Genomic DNA, 11,745 nt, shown 5'->3' with positions numbered 1-11,745 from the left:
CAAGGATCTCGTTTCTTACCTCAAGGGCGAGGTTGTCGAGGACGTGGTGCAGAAGCAGGTCGCCTGATCTGCGCTTCTTTGTTGTGAATACGAAAACGCCCGGTGCAAACCGGGCGTTTTTCATTCCGTGAGAGAACTCCAGCGCCGAGACCAAAACCTACCAGCAGCAGAAACCGCCATCCACCAGCAGGTCCACGCCCGTCACGAAGCTCGCCGCATCTGACAGCAAGAAGATCGCCGGGCCGACCATTTCATCCACGCCCGCCATGCGCTGCATCGGCGTCTGCTCTTCAAAGAGCTTGGTCTGGTGCACCATCTCCGGCCGCGTGTTCATCGGCGTCGCCGTGTAACCCGGCGAGATGGTATTGACGCGAATGCCGCGCCCCACCCACTCCATCGCCATGGATTTCGACATATGGATGACGCCCGCCTTCGAGGCGTTGTAATGGCACTGCATCAGCCCGCGATTGACAATGACGCCGGACATGGAAGCGATATTGACGATCGCGCCGCGGCCGTTCTTCAGCATGGCATTGGCTTCCGCCTGGCAGGACAGGAAAACGCCCTTCAGGTTGATATCCATCATCGTCTGGAACTGGCTTTCCTCCATCTCCTCGGCCGGATTGGCATTGGCGATACCGGCCGCATTGACGGCGAGCGAGAGCGCACCAAGCTCGGCTTCAGTGCGCGCAACCGCATCGGTCAGCGCCTGCTTGCTGGTGACGTCGGCAGCAATCTGGATCGACTTGCGTCCAGCCTTGGCGATGAAATCCGCCGTCTGCGCCAGACCATCATCGGTGCGGCGGTCGAGCAGCGCTACATTGGCGCCGGACTGGGCAAGGCCCATGGCGATCCGCTGGCCGATGCCGGAACCGGCACCGGTGACGAGCGCCACCTGCCCAGAAAGATCAAACAGTTTCGGCGCGTTGAGGGTGATGGTGGACATCTCTGTTTCCTTCTTCAGATGGTTGCCAGTTCCATGACCGAGACGTCGTTTGCTTCGTCGCGGCTGAGGATGCCGGCCTGTTTTCCCTGCGCCAGAACGAGAATGCGGTTCGAAACGCCCAGCACCTCTTCCAGATCGGAGCTGACGACGATGAGGGCCACGCCGCTCTTCGCCAGACCCACAATGATATCGTAAATACCTGCCCGCGCACCGACATCGATGCCGCGGGTCGGCTCATCAAGCACCACCACGCGCGGATTGCGGGCAAGCCATTTGGCAATGACCACCTTCTGCTGGTTGCCGCCGGAAAGATCCGAGGCCGGCTGTTCACTACGGCCCTTCACTCCGAATTTGGCGATGGCCTCTTTTGTGAAGGCGCGCTTGATACGCGGTGTGATCCAGCCGGTGCCGACGCGATCGAGATTGGCATAGATCAGATTTTCACCGATCTCGTGCTCCACCACCAGCCCCTGCAATTTGCGGTCTTCCGGCACCATGACGATGCCCTTGGCGATGGCATCAGCCGGGCTTTTCAGCGTCAGCACCTTGCCATCCAGCAGAACCTCACCAGCACTTGTCGGATCGGCACCGGAAATCGCACGCACCAACTCGGTGCGTCCCGCGCCGATCAGACCGGCAATGCCAAGGATTTCGCCGGCGCGAACGCCGAAGCTGATGTCGCGGAAGGCATTGGTCGCACTGGTCAGCCCCTTGACCTCCAGCACCACCTTGTCCTGCGGTTCAGGCAGCGCTGGGAACAAGCGCTCCAGCGAGCGGCCGACCATGCTTTCGACGATGGCGCGCACCGGCGTCGCGCTATCGGCAAATTCATGCACTCGCTCGCCGTCGCGCAATACGACGATGCGGTCGGTGATCTGTTTGATCTCTTCCATGCGGTGGGAAATATAGATGATGCCCACGCCCTCGGCGCGCAGCTTGCGCACCTGCTCGAACAGAGCCTGCGTCTCCGCGCCGCCAAGCGCCGCCGTCGGTTCGTCGAGGATCAGAAGCTTCGCGTCCAGCGCCAGAGCCTTGGCGATTTCGATCAGTTGCTGGTTGGCGGTCGAGAGACCGGCCACCTTGCGGGTTGCGGGAATGTGCAGGTTGAGGCGCGCCAATTGCTGTTGGGCCCGCCGCACCATTTGGGCACGGTCGACAACGCCGTTCTTCATCGGCCAGCGGCCAATGAAGACGTTTTCGGCAATGGAAAGCTCCGGCAGAAGCTTCAGCTCCTGGTGGATGAGAACGATGCCCTTGTCGATCGCCTCACGCGGCGACGACGGCGCATAGGGCTGGCCGCGCCATGCCATCGTACCCTCGGACGGCTCACGCGAACCGGCGATGATGCCTGATAGCGTGGACTTGCCCGCGCCGTTTTCACCCAGCAACGCCACCACTTCGCCGGCATGGACGTCGAGATCGACGTTTTTCAGAACCTCGAGCGGACCGTAACGTTTGCTGATGCCACGGAGCGAAAGAACCGGCTCGCGCATGACGGGACCTCCCAGGACACAATCGTGGCGAAGACGCACCACGGCTTTGCATCCGAAATTGCATAAAGACAAACTAATGAACGCCCCGCGCATCCGACCGGACGCGCGGGACAGCCGGATCAGGGATGGTTGGCGATGAAGCCTGCGACGTTTTCCTTGGTGGTCAGCGTCGCATCGGAGAGCTGCACGGCCGGAACCTTCTCGCCGCCGACGATCTTGACGGCCATCTCGACAGCCATGCGGCCCATCTTCTGGGTCTGCTGCGTCGCGGTCACGTCGAAGACGCCGTTCTTCAGCGCCTCAAGCGCTGCAGTATCGCCATCGAAGCCGCCGACAACGATCTTCTGCGAGGGGTTGGCAACCTTGATCGCCTGCGCCGCACCAAGCGCCAGACCGTCAGCCTGCGCAAAGACGATAGAGACATCAGGGTTAGCCTGCAGCAGGTTCTGCATGATCTGGAAGCCTTCGTCCTGGCTCCACATGTTGGACCACTGTTCGGCAACGACCTTCACGCCGGAATTGGCCTTGACCGATTCCATGCAGCCCTTGGTACGGTCGACTTCAGGCGTGGTGCCCTTCTGGCCGTGGATGATGACCATCTTGCCCGAGCCACCGGCCTGCTTGATGATGTAATCGCACACCGACTTAGCGGAAGCGACGGAATCGGTGGCGAGGAAGGTATCGCCTGGGGCGCCATCAGCATTACGGTCGATGTTGATGACGGGAACACCGGCGGCTTTCGCAAGCTTTACCGGAACGGTCGCGGCAGCGGCACCGGCCGGAATATAGATCAGCGCGTCGATGTTCTGGGTCAGCAGATCCTGGATCTGGTTGACCTGCGTCGGGCCATCGCCCTTGGCATCCACTGTGACGACGCTGATACCGCGCGTCTTGGCTTCGGCTTCGACGGCCTGCTTGATCTGGTTGAAGAAGTTCGCCTGCAGATTGGCGACGGCAAGGCCGATCTTCTTGACTTCAGCGGCGTTGGCGGAACCGAGCGACAGGGCGAGAAGGGCGGCGGATGTCAGCAGAATGCGTGAAAATTTCATGATTATTCCTCCATTTGTTGATTGTTGACCTTCGGGCAGATTAAACCTCCTCCCCTCCGGCCGTTTTTCACGCCTCCCATGCCGGGAGGGTCGTTTATTGCGCGGACGGCTCAACACCATCCGTAGGCAAATTCAGCTTCTGCGGCGACGCAAAGTTTCAGCGCCCACGGCCAGCACGATGACCACACCGATGATGACCTGCTGCAAAAAGGGAGAAACGTTGAGCAGATTGAGGCCATTGCGCAGCACGCCGATGATCAGCACGCCGATAAGGGTTCCGCCGATGCCGCCCGCACCACCTGAAAGCGAGGTTCCGCCGATGACGACCGCCGCAATCGTATCCAGCTCGTAACCGAAGCCGCTGGAGGGCTGCACCGAGTCGAGACGTGCCGCAAGAACGATGCCCGCGAGACCGGCCAGAACCGCGCAGGCGACATAAACGCAGATGGTGACCAGCGGCACGTTGATGCCGGCAAGACGCGCCACTTCCGGGTTGCCGCCAACAGCATAGACGGTGCGGCCCTCCGCGCGGAAGCGCAGGAAAGCCCAGGAAATCAGCACCACGACCAGCATCAAAAGCACGGTTGCGGTCAGCACGCCGAAATGGCGGTCGATCGCGAGCATCATGAACCAGTCAGGGAAACCGACGATCTGCTGGCCGTCCGTGATCATATTGGCAAGGCCGCGCGCCACAGACATCATGGCAAGCGTGGCGATAAAGGCCGGCACCCGGAAGGCGGTGACCAGAATGCCGACGACGAGACCGCAGGCGGCCGATGCAATCAGCGCCAGCACGATGGCCATGCCCATCGGCATGCCCGCGACATTGGCCGTCCAGCCCATGATCATCATCGAAAGCGCCAGAACTGAACCGACAGACAGATCGATACCGCCGAGCAGGATCACGAAGGTCATGCCAACGGCCATGATGCCGAGAACGGTGATCTGGTCGAGAATGTTGAGCCCGTTTCGAAGCGACAGGAAATTCTCGCTGGCGAAGGTCAAAAACACGCAGAGCAGCAGCAGGCCCAAAAGAGGCCCGGTCGCACCGCTCAGCCAGGCAAGCGGGCTCCTAGTGTGCGTGACACCCTCATTGCGTTCAAGCGCGGACATGGCTCCTCCCGATGACTGTCTTGCATTTTTTAAACCGATTAGAATAATTATTCATCATCGGTGAAAGATGCATAAGCCAGTTCCGAGAAGCTTGTCAATAGGCTTGGATAGCGAGATGGGCCCTGCGGAAGCTGCGATAACTGAGGCCCTCCACCTCCCCACCTCATTCCTGTGCCCGCCACAGAAATCCAGCCGACGCGCGTCTGCGCCGCGATAATAGCCCTTTCAGACCAGGAGCCCGGGCTGACTGGATTCCTGTGACGAGCACAGGAATGAGAGTGGCAGGTGCTCTTCACCATGAATGCGAATGCAGCGGCAAAAATAACCAGCACGGAACGAAACAAGAGAATCCGCAATTCCGGCTTGACAGAAACGCCATCTTTGCAATTATATAAATAGCTGTATAAATATTCACACGCATGTTTTGAAGAGGATTCCATGCAGTCCCAGGAGCTAGAGCGCATTGCGCGCCAGATTCGCCTTCGCGACGTACAGGCTGTTTTTGAAGCGGGTGCGGGCCACGTCGGCGGCGAAATGTCCGCCATCGACATCATGACGGCCCTTTATTTCCGCGTCCTGCGCATCTGGCCGGATGATCCGAAGAACCCTGCCCGCGACCGTTTCGTGCTGTCGAAAGGCCATACGGCCTGCGCGCTTTATGTGACGCTCGCCAAGCGCGGCTTCATCCCGGAAGAGGAAATCTCGACCTTTCTGCAGCCGAATTCGCGTCTCAACGGCCATCCGAACTGTAACAAGGTGCCGGGCGTCGAAACCAATACCGGCCCGCTCGGTCACGGGCTGCCGGTTGCCGTCGGCATGGCCAAGGCGGCCAAGCTTTCCGGTGCAGACTACCACACCTATGTGATGACCGGTGACGGCGAGATGCAGGAAGGCTCCAACTGGGAAGCCATCATGTCCGCCGCACAATTCGGCCTGAACAACCTGACGCTGGTCATCGACCACAACCGCTTCCAGCAGGGCGCAGCACTCTCGGATACCAATGATGTCGCGCCGCTTCGCCCGAAGCTCGAGGCTTTCGGCTGGGAAGTGAGTGAAATCAACGGCAACGCCATGGCGGAAGTCGTGCCGGCGCTGGAGCATCGCGGCAATCGCCCGCATTGCATCGTCGCCCACACCAACAAGGGTCACGGCATTTCCTTCATGCAGGACCGCGTCGACTGGCACCATAAGGTTCCGAGTAGGGAACAATATGAAATCGCCGTCAAAGAACTTTCGGAGGCATTGTGATGAACGCGCCCGTAACCGCCGCCAAGCTTTATGACTGCCGCGATGCCTTCGCCGAAACGCTGGAGGCGCTGGCCGCCGCAAACGACAAAGTCGTCGCCGTCTGCAACGATTCGGTCGGCTCTTCAAAGCTCGGCGGCTTCAAGTCCAAATTCCCCGAACGCCTCGTCAATGTCGGCATCGCCGAACAGAACATGGTCGGCGTCGGCGCCGGTCTCGCCAATGGCGGGCAATTGCCCTTCGTCTGCGGCGCATCATGCTTCCTCACTGGCCGCGCTCTGGAACAGATCAAGGCCGACCTTGCCTATTCCAACGCCAATGTGAAGCTCATCGGCATATCCTCCGGCATGGCCTATGGCGAACTGGGCCCGACGCACCACTCCATTGAGGATTTTGCCTGGACCCGCGTTCTGCCGAACCTGCCTGTCATCGCCCCCTGCGACCGCATCGAGACGGCCGCAGCCGTCAAATGGGCGGCGGACTATGCCGGTCCCTGCTTCCTGCGCCTGTCGCGTGTCGGCGTGCCGGATCTTCTGCCGGAAGGCCATGTCTTCGAACTCGGCCGCGCCAACCTGCTGCGCGAGGGTTCCGACCTGACGTTGATCGCCAATGGCACGCTGACCCACCGCATGGTAAAGGCCGCCGACATCCTGTTGACCCGTGGCATCAAGGCGCGGGCACTGAACATGGCGACCGTGCGCCCTATCGACGAGGCGGCTATCGTCACTGCCGCGAAGGAAACCGGCGCGATCCTGACGGCCGAGGAACATTCGATCTTCGGCGGCCTCGGCTCCGCCATCGCCGAAGTCGTGGTCGATCAGGCCCCCGTGCCCATGAAACGCCTCGGCGTTCCCGGCGTCTTTGCCCATACCGGTTCCGCCGAATGGCTGCTCGATGAATTCGGCATGGCACCCGTGGCAATAGCTGATGCGGCTGAAGCGTTGATCAAGAGAAAGTAAGTCTCCTCCCAGGGTCGTCGCGTGTCTTCGGATGCGCGGCGACACCCTTTTTGCAATATCGTCGTTTAATCACCGCAAGGCCGAAACGAAAAACTGCCGACGAAAGACTCCCATGATGCGCGCTATTCTTTCCATCGATCAGGGCACCACCAATTCCAAGGCCATTCTCGTCTCGGAAAGCGGAGAGTTGCTGGCGCGCGGCTCATCACCGGTCGGCATCGCCTATCCGCAGCCCGGCTGGGTGGAACAGGAGCCAAACCGCATCTGGGCCTCGGTCCGTGCGGCAATCTCGGCCTGCCTTGCCGCCTCGCCCTCTGACGTCAATGTCGCGGCCATCGCGATTTCCAACCAGCGCGAATCCGTGACCATCTGGGACGGCGAAACCGGCGAACCGCTCGGCCCGGTGCTCAGCTGGCAATGCCGCCGCACCGCACAGGATTGCGCCGAACTGATCGAAAATGGCCATTCCGGGCGCGTCATGGCGCTGACCGGCCTGCCGATCGATCCGATGTTCCCGGGCGCAAAAATGCGCTGGCTTCTGGAGCGCGCACCGAAGGGCCGCAGGCTTCGCCTCGGGACAATCGATAGCTGGCTCATCCATTGCTTCACCGGCGGCAAGGTGCATGCCTGCGACGCCTCCAATGCCGCCCGCAGCCAGCTGCTCGATCTCAACCGCCAGCTCTGGAGCGAGGAGCTTTGCGACCTCTTCCGCATCGATATCAACGCCCTGCCCGACCTGCGCGACAGCAGCGGCGAATTCGGCGTAACGCTCGGCGTTCCCGGCATCAAGGACGGCACGCCGATCCTCGCGGCAATAGGCGACAGCCACGCCGCCCTCTTCGGCCATGGCGCCTTCAACCCCGGCGACGGCAAGGTGACCTTCGGCACCGGCTCATCGGTCATGACGACCCTGCCGCATTTCATCGCGCCCGAACGTGGCATCACCACCACCGTTGCATGGCGACTAGGTGGCAAACCGACCTTCGCCTTTGAAGGCAATATTCTCGTTTCGGCCGCCTCCCTGCCCTGGATGACGGAGATTCTCGGCCTGCCCGATGTCGCCGCGCTGGTGGAACTTGCTGCCACCGCCGAGCCAAATGGCCCCGGTTTCGTACCGGCCTTCGTCGGCCTCGGCGCGCCCTATTGGGATACGAATGCGCGAGCGCTTTTCTCCCAGATCAATTTCAGCACCACCCGTGCCCAGATGGCCCGCGCCGTCACCGATTCCATCGCCTTTCAGGTCCATGACGTCTTCGCCGCCATGCGCGCGCAGTCGCTTTCCGGCTTCGGGCGGCTGTTCGTGGATGGCGGGCCGAGCCAGAACCGTTTCCTGATGCAATGCGTCGCAGACATGCTGGAACAACCGGTCATCCAGCGCGATGCGCCGGAAGCTTCCGCACTGGGTGCGGCTTATCTCGCCGGCCTCTCCCTCGGTTTCTGGAACGATCTCAAGACCGTCGCTGACCTTGCAAGCCAAGGCAACACCATCGCGCCTGCCAACAGCGAAAGCCGGCAGCAGCTCGGCATCTGGCGCGACGCGATTGCCCGCTCGACCTTGCCTGTAACCTCGGGTAATGGTGAATAAAAATTCACTCTGGAGGGCTTATGGGCAGGTTAAACGAACTTCGAATGATTTCCCGCGTAGCGCAGATGTATTTCAGCGAACAAAAGCGTCAGGCGGAAATCGCCCAGCATCTCAATCTTTCGCAGGCGACCGTCTCGCGTATGCTGAAGCGCGCCGAGGCAGAAGGCATCGTGCGCACCAGCATCATTCCACCGCCCGGCACCTATGGCGATCTGGAAGAACAGCTTCGCGACCGTTTCGACCTGCCGGAAGCCATCGTCGTCGATTGCAGCGAGGATCGTGACGGCGCCATCATGGCCCGTATTGGCGAGGCGGCGGCGCATTTCCTCGAGGTGACACTATCGCAGAACGAGATCATCGGCGTTTCCAGCTGGAGCCAGACGATCTTCAAGATGGTGGAAAACATCCACCCTCTTAAGGGCGCCAAGGCGCGTTATATCGTCCAGACGCTGGGCGGCATGGGCGACCCATCGGTACAGACGCACGCGACCCAGATCACCACGCGTCTGGCGCGGCTGACGGAGGCCGAACCGAAACTGCTGCCAGTGCCGGGGGTCGCAACCTCACGGGAAGCAAAGCTTCTGATGCTTGCCGATCCCTTCGTGCGCGAGACCATCGATCTCTTCGGGTCGATCACGCTCGCCGTCGTCGGTATTGGTGCAGTCGAGCCGTCTGAGCTTCTTGCGCGTTCCGGCAACATTTTTTCCGCCAAGGAACTTGCCGATCTCGCCCAGGCGGGTGCCGTGGGCGACATATCGCTCCGGTTCTTCGACAAGGAGGGAAAGCCGGTGAAGACGCCGCTCGACGACCGGGTCATCGGCCTGCCGCTCGAAAACCTCTCCAATGTCGACCGTGTCATTGCGCTGGCCGGCGGTTCGAAAAAGACCGAGGCAATTGCCGGAGCACTCAGAACCGGTGTGATTGACGTGCTCGTCACCGACAAATTCACCGCCGAACGACTGGTCGGCAAGGAAACATAGCCAAAATCCCATAAAGGAGGAGACATGAGGCGCTTTGAAGGTCAATCCGTATTCGTGACCGGAGGCAACAAGGGGATCGGTTACGGCATCGCCCGCCGTTTTGCTGAGGAAGGCGCAAAAGTCGCCATCGCCTCTGTCGACAAGGACACGCAGGATGCCGCCAAAAAACTTGCTGACGAGACCGGCGTCGCCACCCATGGCGTGATCCTCGATGTTCGGGACGCGGCAGCGGTACGCGAGGCCTATGGCGCCGCCGAAGAGGCGATCGGCCCGCTTTCCATCTCCGTCCAGAACGCCGGCGTCATCACCATTTCGAAGATCGAAGAGCTGACGCAGGAACAGTGGGATTTCAATCTCGACGTCAATACCAAGGGCGCGTTCCTCTGCTGCCAGGAGGCGATCCGCCGCTTCCGCGCAAGCGGCACCAGGGGCCGCCTCGTCAATACTGCGTCCGGTCAGGCGCGTCAGGGCTTCATTTACACCCCGCATTACGCCGCCTCGAAGTTCGGCGTCGTCGGCCTGACGCAAAGCCTTGCCAAGGAACTGGCACCGGAGGGCATCACCGTCAACGCCATTTGCCCCGGCATCATCCACACCGAAATGTGGGACTATAATGACCGTGTGTGGGGCCAGATGCTCGGCGATTACAAGCCCGGCGAACTGATGGCCGAATGGGTGCGCAACATTCCCATGCGCCGCGCCGGAACGCCTGCCGAAGTGGCGGCACTGGTCGCGTTTCTGACTTCCGAAGATGCGGCCTACATCACGGGCCAGACAATCAACGTCGATGGCGGGTTGATCATGTCGTAAGAGGCCTTGGTGAGTGCCAGTTTCGGAAACCTGGACATTCAACCGACTTCGCGCAATTCGAATTTCTTGCGCGGACTTTCGGATGGCCGTGATCGCCGGCTGGTCGACATCTGGCCGCGCGATCGTCAGCGTTTCACGTGCGTGATACAACAGTCTCGACCCATCGTACTTCAAGGCGCGCTTTCCGAAGAAGCCCTGCCTGGCTTCAAGAGCGCGGCAGAATTCCATACTCTAATCGACACGCTCTACCGGGGGTATATCTAAAAGCTGTAGCAGGCAACGAGGTCTTAACGACGTTGGGGCCGCGAGGTGTCCGCTGTCACGTGATCGTACGAATGGGCAAATTTCAAGTCGTCCACCTTGACGAGATTCGAACCCAAGCACCCGGCAGAATAACCATATCCAATTGATTTCCTTTGTTAGACTGGATATCCACGCTTCTTATTAAGCGTTCTTTTCCCGCAAGAGGACTCGGGACTTTTCTATTTCATCAGCCGGTAGAATGCCGAACGTGCGATGGACGGAAGGTTGATATTGCCTCTGGACGGCATCAACGCCCGCTGTGATCGCACTTCTCCAGGATGCGCCTCTGCCCCATGCTTCGCGAAGAGCATCTGCCAGATCGCGGCCAGCTCCGGTTTCCTGCAACGCCTCAAACAGCATTCCGGCCTGACGCAAGTCCTTTTCTTTCTTTGCCCTTCCACCGGCGTCATCTTGACGCCGACCGGCCACGATCAGTTTGTGAACGGCGAACCGTGATGGATCGGGCACCACGACCGAGACACCGGCACCATGCAGCAAGATCGTTCGCACCGGATCACGGATGAGGAAGTCCATATATCGCAGAGGTTCGGCAGACGCGCCGCCGAGAGCCGGCATTTGCGCCGGTTGATCCGCGTAATCTTCCGATCCCCGGTTTGTCGTCAGGAACTCTACTCGGTAACCGGTCGAGTTGCGGAAAGCATTGGAGCGAGGGGAACCAGAAACATGAGGTACGGCCCGGAATGACGGATCGATGGACTGAAGGAGAGCGACAATCGGCGGAATTGAATCTTCGACCTCGCTCGAGATCGCGTAATCTTGAGCCAGATCCGCGTCACCTGTCAGGATCGCAGCCATAGGCAGGCGGATACCGAGATGGGCCGCATAACATTGGAACGCGACTGTGCCGACGAGGACACCACGGAGCCGGAATAACCCAGCCGATGCCAACGTCTCAACAACTGTGCCTGTGAAGCGATCCGGAGCAATCAGACCCGCTTCGCGCGTCAGTGCCGCCACCATCTTTCGACGGTTCTGGTAATCATCCTTTTCGCCCCTGAAGGCTTGAACCCGGGTTGTGATTTCGTCATCATCAGCAGGGCCGACATAGCGCCGCTTTTGACCACCTTTGCCATCCGGTTGGTCGAAGTACCAGTATGAGCGATTGTCGACCTTGACCGAAACAAAGCGACCAGTGGGTGGGAAATCGGCCGACCACTGCGCATCAAAAGTCCGTTGCTGCAACTCCGCGACCATCGTTCGGAACATGAGGTCGATTTGCTTCATTTGAGGCGCCTTATAAC

Annotated in this window: 11 protein-coding genes; 6 read left to right on the top strand and 5 right to left on the bottom strand. The window is 60.3% G+C overall.

Annotation, left to right across the window (positions count from 1 at the left end; translation table 11 throughout):
- Positions 1-157: 157 nt before the first annotated feature.
- The 4 genes from V6R85_RS25040 to V6R85_RS25025 form a co-directional block, all read right to left on the bottom strand.
- Positions 158-946 carry an SDR family oxidoreductase gene (locus tag V6R85_RS25040; RefSeq protein WP_060726654.1) on the bottom strand — a complete coding sequence of 263 codons (789 nt, stop codon included), beginning with the start codon at positions 944-946 and terminating at the stop codon, positions 158-160.
- 14 nt (positions 947-960) lie between these two features.
- Complete coding sequence (locus tag V6R85_RS25035) at positions 961-2,439, bottom strand: sugar ABC transporter ATP-binding protein (protein WP_087744378.1); 1,479 nt, start codon at positions 2,437-2,439, stop codon at positions 961-963.
- Between the two features lie 119 nt (positions 2,440-2,558).
- Positions 2,559-3,488, bottom strand: coding sequence for a sugar ABC transporter substrate-binding protein (locus V6R85_RS25030; RefSeq protein WP_060726652.1), 930 nt, complete (start codon positions 3,486-3,488; stop codon positions 2,559-2,561).
- A gap of 132 nt (positions 3,489-3,620) precedes the next feature.
- Positions 3,621-4,601 carry an ABC transporter permease gene (locus tag V6R85_RS25025; protein ID WP_060726651.1) on the bottom strand — a complete coding sequence of 327 codons (981 nt, stop codon included), beginning with the start codon at positions 4,599-4,601 and terminating at the stop codon, positions 3,621-3,623.
- 438 nt (positions 4,602-5,039) lie between these two features.
- On the opposite strand from V6R85_RS25025, the gene V6R85_RS25020 reads away from it, so the two are divergent.
- From V6R85_RS25020 to V6R85_RS24995, 6 genes are all read left to right on the top strand, one after another.
- Positions 5,040-5,849, top strand: a complete 810-nt coding sequence (locus V6R85_RS25020; protein ID WP_087744380.1) for a transketolase — start codon at positions 5,040-5,042, stop codon at positions 5,847-5,849.
- Positions 5,849-6,805, top strand: a complete 957-nt coding sequence (locus V6R85_RS25015; protein ID WP_087744382.1) for a transketolase family protein — start codon at positions 5,849-5,851, stop codon at positions 6,803-6,805. Before V6R85_RS25020 ends, V6R85_RS25015 begins: the two co-directional genes overlap by 1 nt.
- Before the next feature lie 115 nt (positions 6,806-6,920).
- Positions 6,921-8,390: an FGGY family carbohydrate kinase gene (locus V6R85_RS25010; RefSeq protein WP_336377333.1), complete on the top strand. Its 1,470-nt coding sequence runs from the start codon at positions 6,921-6,923 to the stop codon at positions 8,388-8,390.
- 20 nt (positions 8,391-8,410) lie between these two features.
- Positions 8,411-9,370, top strand: coding sequence for a sugar-binding transcriptional regulator (locus tag V6R85_RS25005; RefSeq protein ID WP_060726648.1), 960 nt, complete (start codon positions 8,411-8,413; stop codon positions 9,368-9,370).
- A 24-nt stretch (positions 9,371-9,394) separates the two neighbouring features.
- Entirely contained in the window at positions 9,395-10,180 is a 786-nt protein-coding gene (locus V6R85_RS25000; protein WP_060726647.1) for an SDR family oxidoreductase, read from the top strand.
- Between the two features lie 9 nt (positions 10,181-10,189).
- Positions 10,190-10,444 carry a hypothetical protein gene (locus V6R85_RS24995; RefSeq protein WP_162686303.1) on the top strand — a complete coding sequence of 85 codons (255 nt, stop codon included), beginning with the start codon at positions 10,190-10,192 and terminating at the stop codon, positions 10,442-10,444.
- Positions 10,445-10,624: 180 nt separating this feature from the next.
- Here V6R85_RS24995 and V6R85_RS24990 read toward each other — a convergent pair whose 3' ends face one another.
- Complete coding sequence (locus V6R85_RS24990; RefSeq protein ID WP_060726646.1) at positions 10,625-11,728, bottom strand: nucleotidyltransferase family protein; 1,104 nt, start codon at positions 11,726-11,728, stop codon at positions 10,625-10,627.
- Between the last annotated feature and the right edge of the window lie 17 nt (positions 11,729-11,745).

Source organism: Agrobacterium sp. CCNWLW32, from assembly GCF_037083425.1.
GTDB lineage: Bacteria > Pseudomonadota > Alphaproteobacteria > Rhizobiales > Rhizobiaceae > Agrobacterium > Agrobacterium radiobacter.
This window is presented reverse-complemented; position numbering and strand designations above follow the sequence as displayed.

Excerpts from the sequence above, each read along its gene's own strand:
- V6R85_RS24990 (WP_060726646.1), bottom strand. The coding sequence starts at position 11,728 with ATGAAGCAAATCGACCTCATGTTCCGAACGATGGTCGCGGAGTTGCAG.
- V6R85_RS25005 (WP_060726648.1), top strand. The coding sequence starts at position 8,411 with ATGGGCAGGTTAAACGAACTTCGAATGATTTCCCGCGTAGCGCAGATG.
- V6R85_RS25010 (WP_336377333.1), top strand. The coding sequence starts at position 6,921 with ATGCGCGCTATTCTTTCCATCGATCAGGGCACCACCAATTCCAAGGCC.
- V6R85_RS25030 (WP_060726652.1), bottom strand. The coding sequence starts at position 3,488 with ATGAAATTTTCACGCATTCTGCTGACATCCGCCGCCCTTCTCGCCCTG.
- V6R85_RS25035 (WP_087744378.1), bottom strand. The coding sequence starts at position 2,439 with ATGCGCGAGCCGGTTCTTTCGCTCCGTGGCATCAGCAAACGTTACGGT.
- V6R85_RS25025 (WP_060726651.1), bottom strand. The coding sequence starts at position 4,601 with ATGTCCGCGCTTGAACGCAATGAGGGTGTCACGCACACTAGGAGCCCG.
- V6R85_RS25015 (WP_087744382.1), top strand. The coding sequence starts at position 5,849 with ATGAACGCGCCCGTAACCGCCGCCAAGCTTTATGACTGCCGCGATGCC.
- V6R85_RS25040 (WP_060726654.1), bottom strand. The coding sequence starts at position 946 with ATGTCCACCATCACCCTCAACGCGCCGAAACTGTTTGATCTTTCTGGG.
- V6R85_RS25020 (WP_087744380.1), top strand. The coding sequence starts at position 5,040 with ATGCAGTCCCAGGAGCTAGAGCGCATTGCGCGCCAGATTCGCCTTCGC.
- V6R85_RS25000 (WP_060726647.1), top strand. The coding sequence starts at position 9,395 with ATGAGGCGCTTTGAAGGTCAATCCGTATTCGTGACCGGAGGCAACAAG.